Here is a 17,735-nt window from a genome sequence, read left to right as displayed (position 1 = left end):
CTGAGATTCACGTCAGGCTCACTTCGCGCCCGAACGGTATTGCGCAGCGTTGTGCGTGTGCGGCAGACGGTCGTGGCCGAAGAGCTTCTTGCGGTACGTGCCCTCACCGTAAGACGTCTTGTACGCGCCGCGCTCCTGCAACAGCGGCACCACGTGGTCGATCACGTCTTCGAAGCATTCCGGCACCACCGTGCGCGACAGGTTGAAGCCGTCTATGCCCGTGGCTTCGCTCCACGTCATCATCTGATCGGCGATAGCCTGGGCAGAGCCGACCCACGGCGTCTGGCGGCTGCCCAGCACCATCTGTTCCAGCAGTTTGCGACGCGTCCACTGCGGACCGGCGGCGCGGGTCATGGCCGTCACGTTCGACACGATGGCCTGGCTCTTGCCCGTGTCGATCGGCTCGTCGATGTCGTACTTCGCGAAGTCGATGCCAAGCGACGCGGCGGCGTGAGCCAGCGCGCCTTCGGAGCTGACATAACGACGGTACTCTTCGAACTTCTCCTTCGCCTCGGCATCGGTACGCCCCACGATGGGCGTGGCGCCCATGAAGACCTTGACGTCGTTGCCGCTGCGCCCATGCTCGACGGCCTGCGCACGGATGGCGTCGACGATCTCCTTCACGCCGTCCATCTTCTGGCCGTTCACGAAAACACACTCGGCATGCGTGGCGGCGAACTGGCAACCGCGCGGCGACGAACCTGCCTGGTAGAGCACCGGCGTGCGTTGCGGCGACGGCGCGCTCAGATGCATGGCGTCGACCTTGTATTGCTTGCCATGGTGATGAATCACGCGCACCTTCGACGGATCGGCGTACACGCCGCCCGCACGGTCGGCGACCACGGCGTCGTCGTCCCAACTGCCTTCCCACAGCTTGTAGACGAGCGACATGTATTCGTCGGCAAGGTCGTAGCGATCGTCGTGCGCGATCTGGCCGTCGATGCCGATGGCACGCGCGGCGCTGTCGAGATAACCGGTGACGATGTTCCAGCCGATGCGCCCGCCGGTGAGGTGATCGAGCGTGGACATGCGACGCGCGAACAGGAACGGTTGCTCGTACGTGAGGTTCGCCGTGACGCCGAAGCCGAGATGCTCCGTGGCGGCGGCCATCGCCGGGATGAGCATCAGCGGGTCGTTGACGGGCACCTGCACGGCGTTGCGCAGCGCGGCGTCGGCATTGCCGCCATAGACGTCGTACACACCGACCACGTCCGCGAAGAACATCCCGTCGAAAAGCCCCTTCTCCAGCTTCTTCGCGTAGTCGACCCAGTAGCGAAGCTCACCGTAGCGCGTGGATTGATCGCGGGGATGCGTCCAGAGACCTTGCTGAATATGACCCACGCAGTTCATCTCGAAAGCGTTCAGTCGAATTTCACGGGGCATGTTGACTCCTTGTCTGCACAGATTTGAAGGCGGAATCGACTGCTGTCGAATCGTCGTTGCCGTTTACTATAGTAGACGTTTGACTACGATCAAAAATGTTTCAGATGGGGGTTAACGCGTAATTCGCAGGGAGATGTGAGACGGAGGCCGGGCGGGAGTGAGGCAGGATCGCGCGGGGAGACGCCGGTAGGCGCACGCGTGGCTTGTATAATTTCGCAACCCGAAACCCTTGGAAATACAGCATGACGCCCCCGATGGTCGATCCGACGCCGGCGATTTCGCATCGCATCCGCATCGAACGCGAGTCTCGCGGCTGGTCGCTGGGCGATCTCGCCGAGCGCTCCGGCGTGTCGAAGGCGATGATCAGCAAGATCGAGCGCGGTGCCGCGTCGCCGACCGCCGCGTTGCTGGGACGTTTATCCGGCGCGTTCGGCCTGCAACTGTCGATGCTGCTCTCGCTTGCCGAGCAGTCGGGAGAGCGGCTGAGCCGTGCCGACGAGCAACTCGTCTGGCAGGACCCGGAGACCGGTTATCTGCGCCGTGCGGTATCGCCGCGCAATGGCGGCATGCTGGAACTGCTGGAGGTCACGCTGCCGCCGGGCGTCAACGTGTCGTATCCGTCGTCGGCATTCACGTTCCAGCATCAGCAGATCTGGGTGCGCCAAGGCACGCTGACCTTCGAAGAAGGTGAGTTGACGTATGAACTCAAGGAAGGCGACTGCCTGCAACTCGGGCCGCCCGCGCCCTGCACGTTCCGCAATCCGGGCAAGCAGCCTTGCGTCTATGTCGTGGCGCTGGTGCGTCGATAACCCGGCAGCAAGTGACGACTGGCGTCAGCCTTGTCCGTAACGATCACCGGCGGAAATTTCGTGATAGACGTTGCTCACGTGCAGAGGCACATTGTGTGTCCGGTCCTCTCTCGCCCAAACACTTCGCACAAGGAGTTTCCATGCGCACCATCGGCCTTATCGGCGGCATGAGCTGGCAGTCCAGCGCCGAGTACTACCGCATCATCAACGAAACGGTCCAGGCCCGGCTCGGGCCCTTGCGCTCTGCGGAAATGCTGATGTTCAGCGTCGATTTCGGTCCCATCGAGCGCGCGCAGCACGAGGGGCGCTGGGACGATGCAGGGGTGCTGTTGCAACAGGCGGCAAAGCGCCTTGAAGCAGGTGGCGCGGAATGTATCGTGCTTTGCACGAACACGATGCACAAGCTCGCCGACATGATCGAAGACGCAGTTTCCATCCCTTTGCTGCACGTTGCCGATCCGGCGGGCGAGGCCGCACAGGAGCGCGGCATAACATGCGTGGGCCTGCTCGGGACCGCATTCACGATGGAGCAGGACTTCATCAAGTCGCGGTTGACGCAGAAATTCGGTCTCGACGTGCTGACCCCCGAAGCTTCGGATCGCGAGATCGTCCATCGCATCATCTACGACGAGCTTTGCGTGGGCATCGTCAAAGACACTTCGCTTGCGGCGTATCAGGACATCATGGCGCGACTGGCCTCGCGCGGTGCGCAGGCCATCATCCTCGGCTGCACGGAAATCTCGTTGCTGGTGAAGCCGGAGGACAATGCATTGGTTCTGCTCGACACCACCGCCCTGCATGCGCAGGCGGCAGTGGCGTTTGCGCTGGGGTCACACTGATCGGCCCGGCATCGACGAGGTCGCGCCATCACGCGGCGCGACCGTCCCCGCCAGCCCCCCCTTACGCGCGGCTGCGCCGCGAACGCAACCACAAGAACTGCACGATAGACCCGACGACGAAAATGCCCAGCCACGTCGCCAGCGCCCCGCGCACGAGCGGTGATTCGGGGCCGCTGGCGAGCGGATGACTCGCGGGCAGGCGGGTGAGCGTCTCGTTGATGCCCGGCACCAGCAGCAGGAAGAAGCTGAATCCGAAGGCGAACTGCGACAGGTACGGACGCACACGTCCCAGGAAATTGAGACTCGGGATCACAAGTCCGGCCAGCGTCGCGAGCAATGCCAGAATGCCCAATGCATGGCCAACGTTGAAGCCGCCGGTACTCGACAGGCCAAACGACGTCAGCACCGAAATCAGCATGCCGACCAGATAAACCCGGCCAGACCGACTGGCACTTTCAATGGTGCGATACCGGGCGAAGCTGACGAACCCGGCGGCAAACGTGACGAGACTGATCGCGGTGTGCGCCGCGCCCAACGTGGAAATGGGATGAGGCATGGTGGAGACTCCGTTTGAAATGGCCCCGTTACGTCATCGCCATACGTAATGGCTGGGTGAACACGAGGCGAGAACTACCGTCAAAAAACAACCAACTAGTTGGTCGGTTACAAGCGTTAAAAAATTGGGCGCCTGGACGCCCACGTTGAGATTGCTGCCCTTACTGGATGCATGACCTGCCGTAATCAGTTCGACACACTCAGCCGACTGATCGCCACTTGCGATATCGACCGGAACGACTCTGCATCGCCCAGCGCGCGGGCCGTCAACATGGCGCCGTGCACCGTCGACATGAACGCTTGCGCCTCTACCAGCGCAGTACCGCAAAGGGTGAACTGCCCTTTGGCCACGCCCGCCTCAAGCACCGAGGCGATCCACGCCGTCAGGCCGTCGAAATAGCCCCGAACCTCGTCGGCAATGTCCTTCGGGATCATCGGCAGTTCGGCAGCGAGCATGGCGCAGATGCACATGGGCATCGAACCGTCGCGAATGCATTCGGCCCAGTAGTTCGTGTATGCGCCCAGTCTCGCCTTCGGATCTTCAACGTGCAGATCCAGCGCCGCCAACCCGTCCCGGGCTTGCTCCCGGTGACGCTTGACGACTGTCAGCACCAGTTCCGCCTTGCTTGGGAAATGGTGGTGAATGCTGGCCTTGCCGATGTTCACGCGCTCGGACAAGTCTGCGTAGCTGAACCCGTGATACCCCCCCACCGCTAGCAATTGCTTTGCGTGGTCGGCAATTTCGGTCGCTCGGGGAGACAGCTCGATGGTCATGATCCTTTGGCTCAATGTGGCCGGCGACTACCCGGAACGAGACTTCCGGGCACACCGCCGACGCTAATGCATGGGTACAATGGCGACCAATCTACTAGTTGGTTGGTTTTGTGTCAAGACCGATGTTGAGATTCGGACCGGGAAGTGCGGCCTCATCGATCCGCCGTCACGCCTTCGCACTATCAAGCGGCGGACGGGAATACCGCCGAATCGGCACGCAATTGCTCGACCAGCGAAGCCAGCACAGGCTTATCCAGCGCCTGAACGGCGTAGCAAAGACCGATGCGACGCGACATTTCGAAGCCGTCGATGGGTGAGACGGTCACGTTCGCGTATGCGCGCGCCAGTGATTCTGGCGCGACGCACGCCCCCAGCCCCGCAGACACGAGATCCAGCGCCAGCGCCAGTGTCTGCGCCGTGGCGACGGGCGTACCGGCGGCCGTGCCGTAGTACGGCAGCAAGCGTTGATGCGTTGGATGTTCCGGGCAGACGATCCATGGCAACCCGTCGGCATCTCCGCCCGCCGGCGTCGCCAGTACATAGGGCTCGACGAACATCGGCAGGAACAACTCGTCCTCGCAACGTCCGTCTTCGGTGGACAGGCGGGCATCGCCCTGGCACCCATCGAGCAGATTGACGAACAAAGCAGGCGCCGCCTGCCGCGCCCGACTGACAAATGCCGCGACATCGCGCCCGGCGATATCCGCCTCCACGCCGATATCAATCGCCGAAACATTTCCTCCATGACGGAATTGTCGCGTCATGGAGTCGGTCTGAAACAGAATCCGGCGAGCCTGCGGATAGAGAATGCGTGCGGCTTCGGTGACCGCCACGCCGCGCGCCTCACGCGTGAAAAGCTGTGTCCCGAGCAAGTCTTCGAGGCTCTTGATCGTTCCGGACAGCGCTGGCTGACTCAAATGAAGCCGACGCGCCGCGCCCGTGATGTTGCGCTCTTCGAACACAGCGATGAATGCCTTGAGTTGACGACCATCCATAAATTTCCCCGATGCCTGCGAAAAGAATAAACCATTTTTCGCGGCTGACATTTGTGCCTAGAATTTTATTCAACGCTTATTGATAAGCAGCACCAATATCTGGAGGTACCTGATGACCGCAACGCAAAAACCCCTCGTAATCATTACCGGCGCCAGCTCGGGCATTGGCATGACGACGGCACGCCTGTTTTCGTCCCACGGGCACCCGCTATTGCTCTTGGCGCGCCGGCTGGAGAAGATGCAGTCGCTGGAATTGCCGAACATGATGACGCGTTCGGTGGACGTCACCGAACGCGAGGCACTGGCGGCCGCCGTGCGCGAGGCAGAAAAGCAATTCGGACCAGCAGACGCCCTCATCAACAACGCCGGGGTCATGCTGCTCGGCGATATCACGCGACAAGACCCCAGCGAATGGGATCGCATGATCGACGTCAACATCAAGGGCGTGCTGAACGGCGTGCATGCTGTCGTCAACGGCATGGTCGAGCGCAAGCGCGGCACGATCGTGAACATCAGCTCGGTGGCCGGACGCAAGACGTTCCCGAACCATGTCGCCTATGTCGGCACCAAATTTGCCGTGCACGGGTTGTCGGAAAACCTGCGCGAAGAACTCTCGCCGCACAACGTGCGCGTGGTGACGATTGCACCGGGTGCGGTCGACACCGACCTGCTCAGCCACACCACCGACGAGGCCATCAAGACCGGCTACGAAGCGTGGAAAACCGAGATGGGCGGCAAGGTGCTGTCGGCGGACGATGTGGCGAACGCCATCTATTACGCCTACGCTCAGCCCGCCGGCGTGTGCATCCGCGAGATCGTGCTGGCAGCAACACGCCAGCAGGCATAAGCGTCGCTAGACGGGAGACGCCTCGCCATCGACGGCAAGCGGGCATTCCCTGCCCGCTCACCCCGGCTCAGGCTCAGATGCCCTGCCCGCCGGACACTTCGATACGTTGCGCATTCACCCAGCGGTTATCGTCGGTCAGCAGACTGGCGATCATGGGACCGATGTCGTCGGCGACGCCCACACGGCCCAACGCCGTCATGCCGGCGAAGAAGCGGTTGAACTCCGGCGTATCGCGCACGGCGCCGCCGAAGAAGTCCGTCTCGATAGCGCCGGGCGCGACGACATTGACCGCAATCTTGCGGTGACCCAACTCCTTGGCCATGTACACGGTCAGCACCTCGACCGCGCCCTTCACCGCCGCGTAAGCCGACCAGCCCTCGGCGCAAACGCGCGTCAAACCCGTGGAGAGATTGACGATGCGCCCGCCGTCGGCGAGCACCGGCAACAGCGTCTGCGTCAGGAAAAACACGCCTTTGAAGTGGACGTCGACCAGTTTGTCGAATGCAGACTCGCGCATCTCGGCTAGTGGCGCGACGTCGCCGTGCCCCGCATTGTTGACGAGATGGTCGAACGTATCGCACCCCCAGGTGCATTGCAGCGCGATCTTCAGGCGTTCGGCAAATGACGCGAACGTGGAGACATCGCCAACGTCCAGTTGCAGGGCAATCGCCTTGCCGCCCAACGCTTCGATTTCGGAGACGACGGCGAGCGCGTCGGCTTCGCGCGACTGATACGTGAGAACAACATCGCAGCCATGACGCGCGATCGACAAAGCGGCATTGCGACCCAGACCACGACTGGCGCCGGTAACGAGAGAAATTTTGCGCATCGCGCACTCCTTGATGACTGAGAGGGAGCGATCGATTCTGCGGCGCAACGCGACGATACCCTTTGCCCGATTCGCTTCGTCGTTGGCCTGTTTCTCCAAAGATCCTTGCGGGGCGATGCCACGACTTGCCGAATGTCGTTACGATGCTCCGGTGCAACAACGACGACCGAAACACAGAGGAACCTCGGCTGAACGGCAGCATGACGACATGAACGACACCTTGCTTGCGGCGGTGCGCAGATACACCGAGACGTATGCCGACCCGACCGGCGTCGCCCGGCCGCCCGTGCGGGGGATGAGTCTCATCCGGGCCGCCCGGCCGAGCGGTATCGACTACGCGATTTCCCGGCCTGTGGTCTGCCTCGTCCTGCAAGGCAGCAAGCGCGTCGCCATGGGCACGCAGATGTTGTCGTTCTCCGCCGGCGACTCGCTGCTGATTACGTCCGACGTCCCCACCGTCAGTCAGATCACACACGCCAGCGCGAGCGAACCGTACCTCTCGCTGATTCTGGATCTTGATCTGAGCGCCATCGCAGAACTTGCGATGGAAATGAAGCTGACCCCGACGCCTCAGAACGCTCACGTACAGGTCGAGCCGTCCGATGAAGAGGTCGCCGATGCGGCGCTGCGTCTGCTGCGCCTCGTCGAACGTCCGGCGGCCTTGCCCGTGTTGCAGCCCCAGGCGTGGCGTGAGATTCACTATTGGCTGCTGGTCGGCAAGCATGGCCCGATCATTCGTCAGCTCGGATGGCCGGAGGGTCACGCACAACGCATTGCCCGTGCCGTTGCGACGCTTCGCGCCGAGTTCACCCGCCCCATTCCGATGGAGCGTCTGGCCGATATCGCCGGCATGAGCCTCTCGTCGTTTTACAAGCGCTTTCGTCTGGCGACTTCGCTCTCACCCCTGCAATTTCAGAAGCAGCTACGCCTGATAGAAGCGCGGCGCCTGATGATCTCGGAAGCGATGTCGGCAAGCAGCGCCGCGTTTGCCGTCGGCTACGAAAGCGTTCAGCAGTTCACCCGGGAGTACAAGCGGATGTTCGGGTTGCCGCCACAACAGGACGCCGACCTGACCCGAAACGTCGTCGGCAACTAGCCGACACTTCACGCCCCTCTGCTGCGCCGGATTTCCGCTTCCACGAGCGATATGCGGCCGTCCTGCGCCGAATTCCCTTACGTCGAATCACGCATTGAATTTCGGACCAATAGACCAAAATTACAAAAACAAACTCAACAAAAATCCGAAATAACGGCGTAAACCCGAATTTTACACAAAATATTCGGAGCGTAATCTTCATTAATGGACATAACGTCCAATTATGGAGATTCAATGAAGCTGGAAATCACCCCCTGTAAGGCACGATTGGGCGCCGAGGTTCGCGGCATCGATCTGTCTCAACCCCTGACCACCGACGCGCGCACCGCGATCGAAACCGCCATTGCGGAGCATGCGGTGCTGGTGTTTCGCAACCAACCGCTATCGCAAGACTCGCAAGTGGCGCTCGCGCGCAGCTTCGGCCCGCTGGATCTCGGACTGAAACGCGTGAAGAAAACCGCCAGCCGGTTCCGCTACGACGAATTGCTCGACATCTCGAACGTCGGTGTCGACGGCGAAATCGCGGCACGCGATACACGACGGATTGTCGGCAATCTCGCCAATCAGTTGTGGCACAGCGACAGTTCGTTCCAGAATCCCGCTGCCCGCTACTCGCTGCTCTCGGCCATCACGGTCGCGCCGAGCGGCGGCGACACCGAGTTCTGCGATCTGCGCGCCGCCTGGGACGCCTTGCCCGAAGACTGGAAGCGCGACGTCGAAGGCCGCGATGCGGTGCACTATGCGCTGCACTCGCGCTTCATGCTCGGGGACACCGATTACAACGAAGCGCAACGCGCGGAATTGCCGCCCGTCACATGGCCGCTGGTACGAACGCATCCGGATTCCGGACGCAAGCTGCTGTTCGTCGGCGCCCATGCGTGCGAGGTTTCCGGCATGACGCTCGCCGAAGGCCGCATGCTGTTGATGGATCTGCTGGAACATGCAACGCAACGCGAGTTCGTCTATGTGCACAAGTGGCAACCCGGCGATCTGGTGATGTGGGACAACCGCAGCACGCTGCATCGCGGGCGCCGCTACGACTTGTCCGTGCGGCGCGAGATGCGTCGCACGACAACGCTCGACGTCGACGGCAGTCATGACGACGCAGACGATGTCACCAACGCCGTCGGCGCCACCCCCGCCACACGCTCGCCGCAACTGGCCTGAGCTTCCACAACAACGATGAGTGCCGCCGCCGACCGACGCTCGCGCAGGCGCGCACCACGCATCCCGTCAAGACGACAGGAGACAACGATGAACACACGTACCGGGCAGGCGGAGGTATTACGCATGTCGACGACGGGCGCACCACCGGCCGTAGAGGCGGCCGATCTCGATCGCATCGTCGGTAAGGCCGGCAGACGCCTGATGTGGTTTCTGGTCGCGCTCTATCTCGTCGCGATCCTCGACCGCAGCAACATCTCGTTCGCCGCGCTCACCATGAACAGCGATCTGGGCCTGTCGCCAAAGGCGTATGGCATCGGTGTGGGTGCGATGTTCTTTACCTACGCGCTGTTCGAGGTGCCGAGCAATCTGCTGCTCGCGCGCATCGGTGCGCGGGCGACGCTGACCCGCATCGCCATCCTCTGGGGCATTGTCACGATGCTGATGGCTTGCGCCGTCGGACCGCTCAGTTTCTGGGGCCTTCGCGCATTGCTCGGCGCCGCCGAATCGGGGCTTTTCCCCGGTGTGATGCTGTTTCTGAGCTTCTGGTTTCCTTACGCCTGGCGCGCACGATATAACGCGGTGTTCAACCTCGCGGTGCCGATCGCCTACATCGTGTCGGGTGTCGTCTCCGGCGCCTTGCTCACGCTGAACGGCGCCTGGGGACTGGCGGGCTGGCAATGGCTGTTCATTCTCGAAGGGCTTCCTGCCGTGGCGCTCGGCGTGATCGGCGCGTTCTATCTGACCAACCGACCATCCGAAGCTCAATGGCTCACGCCCGTCGAACGCCAGACGCTCCAGGCAGCGCTCGACGCGAACCCGCCCTCGGCGAAGGTCGTCGCGCCCACGTCGATGCTCCGCGCACTCGTCAACCCCGTCGTGCTGACGATGGGCCTGTGCAATACGCTGCTGTTCTGCGGTCTGACGTCGGCGCAAATCTGGCTGCCGCAGATGTTGAAGACCTATCATGCGTCGTACATGACGATTGGGCTGCTCGCCGCGATTCCGCCGCTCGCAGGCTTGCTCGGCATGCTCGCGCTCGGCCGCCTGTCGGATCGCTCTCAGCATCGCTTCCTGCACGCGTCGCTCGCGTTCGTGTTGTCGGCATGCGGTTTTGCGCTGGTCGCGATGTCGAACTCGCTGGCGACGATGCTGACCGGCTTCACGCTAGCGAGCGTGGGTGTGCTGGCAACGCAGGCGATTTTCTGGACGATTCCGCAATCGTTCCTGCATCGCTCGACGTCGGCCGGCGCTATCGGTGCGATCGGCATGATGGGCAGTATCGGCGGCACGGTCATGCCGATGATCGTGGGCGAGTTGCGTGCGCAAACGCATTCGTTCACCGCGGGCTTCACCGTCGTCGCCATCGTTTGCCTCGTGGGCAGCGCACTCATCGGTGTGCTGCGTTCGATGATGACTTCGCAACGATAGACTCGCCCGGCGCGCCTACCGGCGGCGCCATTGAGGTAAGCTCGCACACGAACCTCCGGCGGCACCCCTTCTCCAAAGGGACACCGCCGGAAACGACGACTTCCCACGCCCATGACAGCCACCACGCCCAAGGAAATCCGCCCGAAAGTCTCCGATGACGATGTCTCCGCCCTGTCGCGCGGTCTCGCGCTGCTGGAGACCATCACGGCATCGGTCACCCCGCTGACGGTCAAGGAACTTGCCGAACAGACAGGTCTGCCGCGCCCGACCGTCGCGCGTATCGCTTCGACCCTCGTGAATGCGGGGTATGTCCGCCAGCTCGAAGGCAAGGATCGCTACTTTCCGACCACCCGCTCGCTCGAACTCGCCAACACCTTCCTCTCGCACTTCGACATGCGCAAGGCGGTGCGGCCACTGCTGCGGGAGCTTGCGGAAGAGTGCGGCACAGCGGTTCACCTATGCCTGCGCAACCGGCTCGACATGGTCGTGATCGAATCGGTCCGGCCATCGGTCGGCCCGATCACCGTGCGGCTCGGACTGGGCGATCGGCTGCAACTCGCGCGCTCGGCGATTGGCCGTGCCCATCTCGCCAGCCTGCCGCCGGAAGAGCGCGACATGCTGCTCGAATCGCTTCGCATCTCCGGCGCGAATGAAGGCATCGACCTGCGAGCCATGATGAAGAAGGCCGTGAACGAACTCAGCGAGAAAGGCTTCGTGAGCGCATTCGGCGACTGGCACAGCGACATCAACGCCGTCGCGGTGCCGCTGCAATCGCCCTCCGGCGAGCGCTTCGCCATCAACTGCGGCGGTCCCGCCTTCCTATGCTCGCCCGAGACCTTGCTCGAAGACATCGGTCCACGTCTCGTCGACACGGCACGAAAAGCACAGGCCTTGAGCGGAAAGGTCGTTCTGGGATCGGTCTGAGGCGTCACGCGCCGTCCGTGGCAAGCGTGATACGAACGTCATCCCGACGTCAGGCATCCGCCTCCGACGGCACGACCGCAATCGCGACTTTTCCTCTGACGCCATGGTTGGCGCCTTCGAGCCGCGCATGCGCCAGCGGAATATCGGCAAGCGAATACACCGCGCCCACATGGGGGCGCAACTGTCCGCGCTCGACCAGCGTGTGCAATTCGTCGAGCTTGCCCCGGTTCTGGCGCGTGAAGACGAAGTGATAGCTCGCGTTCTTCCCCCACGCCTGAATCAGGTTTTGCGGCTTCGCAATGTCCACGATCGACACGACACGGCCGAGTTGCGCGAGCGCGTCCGGGCTGCGCGACAAGGTGTCGCCACCAATCGTGTCGAATATGACGTCGACGCCCTGCCCCTGCGTTTCGCGCAGAACCGCGTCGACGTAATCCTCCTGCGTGTAATCGATGACCACGTCGGCCCCGAGACGTTTAACGAAGTCGGCGTTGGCTCCGCGCACCGTCGTGAACACGCGTGCCCCCATCGCTTTGGCAAGCTGAATCGCCACATGACCCACGCCGCCCGCGCCACCGTGCACAAGCACACGCTCCCCCACCCGAAGTGCCGCGCGCACCACCAGCGCCTCCCACGCGGTTCCGCCGACGAGCGTCAGACTCGCGGCTTCAAGATGGCTCAGCGAGGGAGGCTTCCTGCCGACGATCGCCTCGGCCGCGACGTGGTACTCGGCATAACTTCCCGGGCCGTCGAATATCTGCGGGGTGTACCAGACCTCGTCGCCCGGCGCGAATGCCGTCACGCCCGGACCGACGGCTTCGATAACCCCCGACACGTCGTGACCGGTGATCGACGGCAGCGGCACCAGGTCCGGATAGTCGCCGCGACGGACCTGATAATCGAGCGGATTGATGGACGTGGCATGCACGCGCACGAGTACCTGCCCCGCATGCGGTATGGGTTTGGGCACCTCCCACAGCTCGAACGCTGCCGGGCCGCCGAATGACTTCAATACGATCGCTTTCATGACAACCTCTCAATTCTAGAAAAAGGGATATCGGGATTTATCGATATATCGCGACAAAAAAATTCACAGATCCTTGCCGATGATGTCGGCAAGCGCTGCGATGGTGGCTTCATTGCGCTTGTAGTAAGTCCACTGACCGATGCGCCGGACTTCGACCAGCCCTGCGCGTTGCAACGTCGCGAGATAGTCGGACACCGTCGACTGCGACAGTCCAACGCCTTCCTGAATGCTGCTCACGCAAACGCCGACCGTGTTCACATCCCCCTCGTCCTGAGGCGGAAAGTGCTTTGCCGGATCCTTGAGACCTTTCAGGATCTCAAGGCGCGTCCGGTTCGAGAGGGCTTTGAAGATGTCGAGCAATTCCATCGCGCCATGATATCGGGATTTTCCGATATGTCAATGTAGCGATGGCCGAGGATTGAACGGCTAATCGGCGCGTGCGCGGGCGAGATGGCTCGCAAACAGACAGAGCATTTCGTACATCAGCGTCGCGCCGACCAGCGCCGTGTTGCCGCCGACGTCGTAGGGCGGCGACACTTCGACGACATCGCCACCTGCCCACGCGACACCGTCGAGCGCACGCAACAGCGCGAGCATTTCGCGCGTGCTCAGACCGCCCACCTCCGGCGTACCGGTGCCGGGCGCATAGACGGGATCGAGCGCGTCGACATCGAGCGAGAGGTAGACCGGTCCGTCGCCCACGACCTGCCGGGCGAGCGCCGCCACCGCGGCGGCCCCCATCGTCTCGAATTCCTCGATGAACACCACCCGCATGCCCTGCGCCTGCGAATAGCGCCAGCCTTCGTCGGAACCCTGCGCGCCGCGAATCCCGATCTGGATCGAGCGATGCGGATCGATCAGCCCCGCCTCGATGGCCCGTCGGAACGGCGCGCCGTGCGTGAATTTCGAGCCCTTGAAGGTATCCCACGTATCGGTGTGTGCATCGATGTGCACGAGTCCGACGGGCTTCGCCGGCTGCATCGCCTGCAACACCGGGTAAGTGATGGAATGGTCGCCACCGGCAATCAGCGGCAACTTGCCTGCCGCGAACAGCGGTGCGAAGAACTCCCGGATATCGGCATGGGCCAGCTCGACGTCGTAGAGATTCGAGAACGGCACGTCGCCCACGTCACCGATCCGGCACACGTCGAACGGATTGAACCGCGTCACGTGATGGATCGGTCGCATCATGGTCGACATGTTACGAATCTCGCGCGGCCCGAAGCGTGCGCCCGGACGTGCCGTCACACCGCCGTCGTAGGGCACGCCCGCCAGGGCGATGTCGAGCGACTGCCACGCCTGGACGAACGGCACGCGCATGAACGTGGGAATGCCGGCAAAGCGCGGCAATTGCATTTGCGATACATCGGTGCCTGACACGATGAATGCGCTCCTAGAAGGTCGGTGGCGTATTGATCCAGAGCACGCGGGTCACCGTCTCGCCGGGATTGCGATAGCTGTGCGGCAACGTGCTCGGGAAGTGAAACGAATCCCCGGCACTCAGCACATGACGTTCCTCGCCGAGCATCAGTTCCAGCGTGCCCTCGATCACGTAGCCCAGCTCCTCGCCGATGTGCGATATCTGCTCATCGCTGCTCGTGTTGGGCTCGATGACGTGGATATCCCCTTGCAGCAGTTGCCCCTGCCCCGGCACGACCACGCGCTCGAGCATGATGGAGCCGCGATTGCGCTTGGTCGGAAAGCGCACCACCGGCCGCTGATCGCTGCGATGCACCGGTGACGACGTGAGATCGGGACCGGAGACCAGCTCACCGATATTCGTGTCGAGCGCGTGGGCGATACGATGCAGCGTGGCCAGCGACGGCGTGGCATTGGCGCGCTCGACCTTCGAGAGCAGGCTCTCGGAGCATCCGGCGAGTTCGGCCAGCGCCTTGAGCGTGAGTTGCCGCACGAGTCGCGCGTGCTTGAGCCGCAGGCCGAGCGAGTCGTTGGCCCCCGGGGCGCCGGCCGCCTTGCGGCCCGCGCTACCGGAACCACTGGCGTGGCCCGGCGCGGCAGAGGATGAGGCGGATTGACGTTTAGCCACCGTGATTTATCGAATAGGGATGAATGCAGCAAACTCAGCGGGAAACCGCAGGAAAATCCGCGCAGGAAAAATCCGCGCAGGAAAATCAGGCCAGCACCGTGAACTCGACTTCCACCGGGTTCAGGGCGTTGATCGGAATGATATCTTGCGGGCACGCCGACATCACGACCACACAATCCATCACCGCACGAATGTCGACATAGTCGCCCGCCTTCGAGACCGGCGGCAGCCAGTCGATCGAGTAATCGGACTTGATCGGGATATTCATCCACAGATTGAACGGCTGCGGCACTTCGCGTGCGCGCAGGCCAATGGCCTTGAGCGCGAGCCGCATGTTGTCGGCGCAGTTGTCGTGATAGCCCTCGACGCCCAGATTGCGATATCGATATAGATCACACGCGGCGATGAGCGTGTCGTGCACACCCGGCGACGTGTCGGTCACCAGCTCCGCAATCGGTCGGCGATGGTTCGTCACGAGCGGATCGCCGGGATGCGGAATCACCTTGTCCAGATAGGCCCGCGTGTGCTCGAACGACAGGAACTCGTTGAGGTGCTCGGCGTTGAAGATCCACGTATCGCAGACCTGCGTGCCGTGAGGATTCGCAATGCGGATCGTCTGGCCCGCCTTCACGCGAACCGCACGGCCGCTGCGGGCGGGCACGGTGTAGGTCTTGCCCGGTTCGGGGGTGCCGTCGGCGGAGATCGGTTCGGCCAGCGTGGCGTTCTCGCCCAGGGCGTTGCCGTTGTCGGGCGAGTGCGTGTGATCGTGCGTCTGGTCGTGGGTGTGGCTGTGCGACATGGTTGGCAAACTCCTGTTCAGAAGGGATGACTGAGTGTCGTGATGCAGTGTGCGAGTGCCCGGGCACCCAGCACGAGATGAGCGTCGTCGGTAGCTTCGGCCGGGTTGTGGCTGATGCCGCCCCGACTGGGGACGAACAGCATGGCCGTGGGGCAATGCTGTGCGAGATACATGGCGTCGTGGAATGCGCCCGAGGTCAGGCGGGGCACGGTGCCATAGACCGATGTGCAGGCCTGCTCGACGTGCCCGAGGACATCGGGATGAAACGCGACCGGCGCGTGCCGGAACAATGCGCGTGCCGACACGCCGTGCCGTACGACGCACTGCGTGAGTGCGTCGTCGAAACGCGCGAGTACCGTCGGGTCGGGATGACGAAAGTCGACGGAGAACGTGACTTGCGAAGCAATCGTATTGATCGCGTTCGGCGTGACCGACCAGCGACCGAACGTCACCCGCGTGTGTTCACCACCTAGCGACAACGCGATCGCTTCGAGTTCGGCGCGCACGGCACAGGCCAGCGTCATGGCGTCGCGCCTCGCGGCCATCGGTGTCGTGCCCGCGTGCGCGGCCATGCCTTCGCAACGGATGTCGTACCAGCGCACGCCCTGAATGCCGTCGACGATGCCGAGCGGTGCGCCCGCCATTTCCAGCAAGGGGCCCTGCTCGATATGCAACTCGACGAAGGCGCGCATCGGCGCTGCCAGCGAGCGCGCCGTCAGCCCCGGCAAGGCGCGTGTATGCGCATCGATCGCGTCGGCCAGCGGCACACAGTCTGCGTCGGTCACCGGCAGATACTGCGCCAGACGAGAGGGCTCGACGTACGCGCTGGACCCCATCGCGCCGGGCTGAAACCGGGTGCCCTCCTCGTTGGTCCAGACCACCACGTCCACCGGATAATACGTGCGGATATCGAGTGCAGCGAGCGTGGCCAGCACCTCCATGCCCGCCAGCACGCCATAACACCCGTCGAGCTTGCCGCCGGTCGGCTGGGTGTCGGCGTGACTACCGGTCACGACCGGCGGCACGTCGTGGGCGCCGGGGCGACGAAAGAACAGATTGGCGCACGCGTCGACATGCACCTCGCATCCCAACGCGCTGGCGCGCTCGACCAGCCAGGCGCGCGCGTCGAGATCGACGGAACTCAGCGCCGGGCGATCGACGCCACCGTCGGCGCGCGCACCGAACGACGCCAGTGTCTGGATGCTGTCGAGCAGACGCGCCGGATCGACATGGGCGGCGACCCGGTCCGCGATGTCGCGGGTAACGCCGTCCGCGAGATGCCGGACATGACGATCAGCGTCGCCACTATCGACGCCGTGGTCACCGGCCTGATGAGACGACCTCGGTGAGGCGCTCATGATTGCCCCTCCACGAGACGCATGGCGGGCGACACAGGCGCGACCGGCGCGATTGAGGCGGCCTCGCTCCCCGGCAAACTGCGCTCGAACCACGGCTTGAGAAACTGCTGCAGACGTGGCGAGCGCGACTGACCGAACAATTGCGCGGGCGCGCCGATTTCCACGACACGTCCGGCTTCCATGAACACGATCCGGTCGGAGATCTTCGCGGCGAAGCTCATCTCGTGCGTGACCATCACCATGGTCATGCCGTCCTGACCGAGGCTGCGAATCACGGTAAGCACCTCTTCGACCAGTTCCGGATCAAGTGCGGACGTCGGCTCGTCGAGCAGCATGACTTCCGGCTCGATCGCCAGCGCCCGCGCAATACCGACACGTTGCTGCTGACCGCCGCTCAGCCTCGACGGATAGACGTCCGCCTTGTGATCCATGCCCACACGGCGCAGCGCGCTCATCGCCTTGGCATGCGCCTCGCGCTTGCCGATCTTTTTCGAGAGCACGAGCGGTGCGGCAACGTTTTCGACGACCGTCATGTGCGGCCAGAGGTTGAACTGCTGAAACACCATGGCGACCGGCCGCCGGACTTCCGCGATGGCCGCATCGCTGTCGCGATCGCGCTCGCTGCGTCCCGACGAGTGATAGCCCAGCAACTGGCCTTTGATCCACACTTCGCCTTCGTCATAGGCTTCGAGGAAGTTCATGCAACGCAGCAACGTCGTCTTGCCGGACCCGGACGGGCCGATCAGGGTGACGATCTCACCGCGTGCGATATCGAGATCGATACCTTGCAGCACGCGCACGTCGCCATAGGACTTGCCGACGCCACGTAGCGAGAGAATCGGGAGTTGGCTCATGGAC

General features: G+C 63.1%; 19 protein-coding genes. 7 read left to right on the top strand and 12 right to left on the bottom strand.

The window, feature by feature from the left end:
- Window positions 1-18 precede the first annotated feature (18 nt).
- Complete coding sequence (locus C5N93_RS27495) at window positions 19-1,383, bottom strand: LLM class flavin-dependent oxidoreductase (protein ID WP_242561764.1); 1,365 nt, start codon at window positions 1,381-1,383, stop codon at window positions 19-21.
- 242 nt (window positions 1,384-1,625) lie between these two features.
- Between C5N93_RS27495 and C5N93_RS27490 the strand changes: the two genes are divergently transcribed.
- Both C5N93_RS27490 and C5N93_RS27485 read left to right on the top strand, forming a co-directional pair.
- On the top strand, window positions 1,626-2,192 hold the full coding sequence (locus C5N93_RS27490; protein ID WP_069343693.1) for an XRE family transcriptional regulator: 567 nt from the start codon (window positions 1,626-1,628) through the stop codon (window positions 2,190-2,192).
- A 140-nt stretch (window positions 2,193-2,332) separates the two neighbouring features.
- Complete coding sequence (locus C5N93_RS27485; RefSeq protein ID WP_242561763.1) at window positions 2,333-3,031, top strand: aspartate/glutamate racemase family protein; 699 nt, start codon at window positions 2,333-2,335, stop codon at window positions 3,029-3,031.
- 61 nt (window positions 3,032-3,092) lie between these two features.
- Here C5N93_RS27485 and C5N93_RS27480 read toward each other — a convergent pair whose 3' ends face one another.
- From C5N93_RS27480 to C5N93_RS27470, 3 genes are all read right to left on the bottom strand, one after another.
- Entirely contained in the window at window positions 3,093-3,587 is a 495-nt protein-coding gene (locus tag C5N93_RS27480) for a hypothetical protein (protein ID WP_242561762.1), read from the bottom strand.
- Window positions 3,588-3,772: 185 nt separating this feature from the next.
- Window positions 3,773-4,360 (bottom strand): TetR/AcrR family transcriptional regulator, encoded by a 588-nt coding sequence (locus C5N93_RS27475; protein WP_242561761.1) that lies wholly within the window; start codon window positions 4,358-4,360, stop codon window positions 3,773-3,775.
- 182 nt (window positions 4,361-4,542) lie between these two features.
- Entirely contained in the window at window positions 4,543-5,355 is an 813-nt protein-coding gene (locus C5N93_RS27470) for a LysR family transcriptional regulator (protein ID WP_242561760.1), read from the bottom strand.
- A gap of 112 nt (window positions 5,356-5,467) precedes the next feature.
- On the opposite strand from C5N93_RS27470, the gene C5N93_RS27465 reads away from it, so the two are divergent.
- Window positions 5,468-6,202 (top strand): SDR family oxidoreductase, encoded by a 735-nt coding sequence (locus C5N93_RS27465; protein WP_242561759.1) that lies wholly within the window; start codon window positions 5,468-5,470, stop codon window positions 6,200-6,202.
- A 73-nt stretch (window positions 6,203-6,275) separates the two neighbouring features.
- Here the strand turns inward: C5N93_RS27465 and C5N93_RS27460 are convergent, their stop codons facing one another.
- A complete protein-coding gene (locus C5N93_RS27460; RefSeq protein ID WP_242561758.1) occupies window positions 6,276-7,031 on the bottom strand; it encodes an SDR family oxidoreductase in 756 nt (251 codons plus the stop codon).
- Between the two features lie 208 nt (window positions 7,032-7,239).
- On the opposite strand from C5N93_RS27460, the gene C5N93_RS27455 reads away from it, so the two are divergent.
- The 4 genes from C5N93_RS27455 to C5N93_RS27440 all read left to right on the top strand — a co-directional run bounded on the left by C5N93_RS27455 (window position 7,240) and on the right by C5N93_RS27440 (window position 11,646).
- Window positions 7,240-8,127, top strand: a complete 888-nt coding sequence (locus tag C5N93_RS27455; RefSeq protein WP_242561757.1) for an AraC family transcriptional regulator — start codon at window positions 7,240-7,242, stop codon at window positions 8,125-8,127.
- Window positions 8,128-8,361: 234 nt separating this feature from the next.
- The gene (locus C5N93_RS27450) at window positions 8,362-9,294 is read left to right on the top strand and encodes a TauD/TfdA family dioxygenase (RefSeq protein WP_242561756.1); all 933 of its coding nucleotides are present in this window, start codon (window positions 8,362-8,364) and stop codon (window positions 9,292-9,294) included.
- 87 nt (window positions 9,295-9,381) lie between these two features.
- Window positions 9,382-10,722 carry an MFS transporter gene (locus tag C5N93_RS27445; protein WP_242561755.1) on the top strand — a complete coding sequence of 447 codons (1,341 nt, stop codon included), beginning with the start codon at window positions 9,382-9,384 and terminating at the stop codon, window positions 10,720-10,722.
- Window positions 10,723-10,833: 111 nt separating this feature from the next.
- On the top strand, window positions 10,834-11,646 hold the full coding sequence (locus C5N93_RS27440) for an IclR family transcriptional regulator (RefSeq protein WP_069343703.1): 813 nt from the start codon (window positions 10,834-10,836) through the stop codon (window positions 11,644-11,646).
- Window positions 11,647-11,695: 49 nt separating this feature from the next.
- On the opposite strand, the gene C5N93_RS27435 is transcribed toward C5N93_RS27440, so the two are convergent.
- From C5N93_RS27435 to C5N93_RS27405, 7 genes are all read right to left on the bottom strand, one after another.
- Entirely contained in the window at window positions 11,696-12,673 is a 978-nt protein-coding gene (locus C5N93_RS27435; RefSeq protein ID WP_242561754.1) for a zinc-dependent alcohol dehydrogenase family protein, read from the bottom strand.
- A gap of 63 nt (window positions 12,674-12,736) precedes the next feature.
- Window positions 12,737-13,039: a metalloregulator ArsR/SmtB family transcription factor gene (locus tag C5N93_RS27430; RefSeq protein WP_150722226.1), complete on the bottom strand. Its 303-nt coding sequence runs from the start codon at window positions 13,037-13,039 to the stop codon at window positions 12,737-12,739.
- Window positions 13,040-13,099: 60 nt separating this feature from the next.
- Window positions 13,100-14,053 carry an agmatinase gene (speB, locus tag C5N93_RS27425; RefSeq protein WP_242561753.1) on the bottom strand — a complete coding sequence of 318 codons (954 nt, stop codon included), beginning with the start codon at window positions 14,051-14,053 and terminating at the stop codon, window positions 13,100-13,102.
- Window positions 14,054-14,066: 13 nt separating this feature from the next.
- On the bottom strand, window positions 14,067-14,720 hold the full coding sequence (locus C5N93_RS27420) for a cupin domain-containing protein (RefSeq protein WP_242561752.1): 654 nt from the start codon (window positions 14,718-14,720) through the stop codon (window positions 14,067-14,069).
- Between the two features lie 85 nt (window positions 14,721-14,805).
- Window positions 14,806-15,519, bottom strand: a complete 714-nt coding sequence (locus C5N93_RS27415; protein ID WP_150722228.1) for an urea carboxylase-associated family protein — start codon at window positions 15,517-15,519, stop codon at window positions 14,806-14,808.
- 17 nt (window positions 15,520-15,536) lie between these two features.
- The gene (locus tag C5N93_RS27410) at window positions 15,537-16,877 is read right to left on the bottom strand and encodes a M20 family metallo-hydrolase (RefSeq protein ID WP_242561751.1); all 1,341 of its coding nucleotides are present in this window, start codon (window positions 16,875-16,877) and stop codon (window positions 15,537-15,539) included.
- Window positions 16,874-17,731: an amino acid ABC transporter ATP-binding protein gene (locus C5N93_RS27405; RefSeq protein ID WP_277990495.1), complete on the bottom strand. Its 858-nt coding sequence runs from the start codon at window positions 17,729-17,731 to the stop codon at window positions 16,874-16,876. The genes C5N93_RS27410 and C5N93_RS27405 overlap by 4 nt, the downstream gene beginning before the upstream one ends.
- Window positions 17,732-17,735 lie beyond the last annotated feature (4 nt).

It is taken from the genome of Pandoraea sp. LA3 (genome assembly GCF_022696215.1).
Classification (GTDB): Bacteria; Pseudomonadota; Gammaproteobacteria; order Burkholderiales; family Burkholderiaceae; genus Pandoraea; species Pandoraea capi.
This window is presented reverse-complemented; position numbering and strand designations above follow the sequence as displayed.

Bases quoted from the DNA above. Each gene is read 5' to 3' on its own strand.
- C5N93_RS27495 (WP_242561764.1), bottom strand. From the start codon at position 1,383: ATGCCCCGTGAAATTCGACTGAACGCTTTCGAGATGAACTGCGTGGGT.
- C5N93_RS27490 (WP_069343693.1), top strand. From the start codon at position 1,626: ATGACGCCCCCGATGGTCGATCCGACGCCGGCGATTTCGCATCGCATC.
- C5N93_RS27485 (WP_242561763.1), top strand. From the start codon at position 2,333: ATGCGCACCATCGGCCTTATCGGCGGCATGAGCTGGCAGTCCAGCGCC.
- C5N93_RS27480 (WP_242561762.1), bottom strand. From the start codon at position 3,587: ATGCCTCATCCCATTTCCACGTTGGGCGCGGCGCACACCGCGATCAGT.
- C5N93_RS27475 (WP_242561761.1), bottom strand. From the start codon at position 4,360: ATGACCATCGAGCTGTCTCCCCGAGCGACCGAAATTGCCGACCACGCA.
- C5N93_RS27470 (WP_242561760.1), bottom strand. From the start codon at position 5,355: ATGGATGGTCGTCAACTCAAGGCATTCATCGCTGTGTTCGAAGAGCGC.
- C5N93_RS27465 (WP_242561759.1), top strand. From the start codon at position 5,468: ATGACCGCAACGCAAAAACCCCTCGTAATCATTACCGGCGCCAGCTCG.
- C5N93_RS27460 (WP_242561758.1), bottom strand. From the start codon at position 7,031: ATGCGCAAAATTTCTCTCGTTACCGGCGCCAGTCGTGGTCTGGGTCGC.
- C5N93_RS27455 (WP_242561757.1), top strand. From the start codon at position 7,240: ATGAACGACACCTTGCTTGCGGCGGTGCGCAGATACACCGAGACGTAT.
- C5N93_RS27450 (WP_242561756.1), top strand. From the start codon at position 8,362: ATGAAGCTGGAAATCACCCCCTGTAAGGCACGATTGGGCGCCGAGGTT.
- C5N93_RS27445 (WP_242561755.1), top strand. From the start codon at position 9,382: ATGAACACACGTACCGGGCAGGCGGAGGTATTACGCATGTCGACGACG.
- C5N93_RS27440 (WP_069343703.1), top strand. From the start codon at position 10,834: ATGACAGCCACCACGCCCAAGGAAATCCGCCCGAAAGTCTCCGATGAC.
- C5N93_RS27435 (WP_242561754.1), bottom strand. From the start codon at position 12,673: ATGAAAGCGATCGTATTGAAGTCATTCGGCGGCCCGGCAGCGTTCGAG.
- C5N93_RS27430 (WP_150722226.1), bottom strand. From the start codon at position 13,039: ATGGAATTGCTCGACATCTTCAAAGCCCTCTCGAACCGGACGCGCCTT.
- C5N93_RS27415 (WP_150722228.1), bottom strand. From the start codon at position 15,519: ATGTCGCACAGCCACACCCACGACCAGACGCACGATCACACGCACTCG.
- C5N93_RS27410 (WP_242561751.1), bottom strand. From the start codon at position 16,877: ATGAGCGCCTCACCGAGGTCGTCTCATCAGGCCGGTGACCACGGCGTC.
- C5N93_RS27405 (WP_277990495.1), bottom strand. From the start codon at position 17,731: ATGAGCCAACTCCCGATTCTCTCGCTACGTGGCGTCGGCAAGTCCTAT.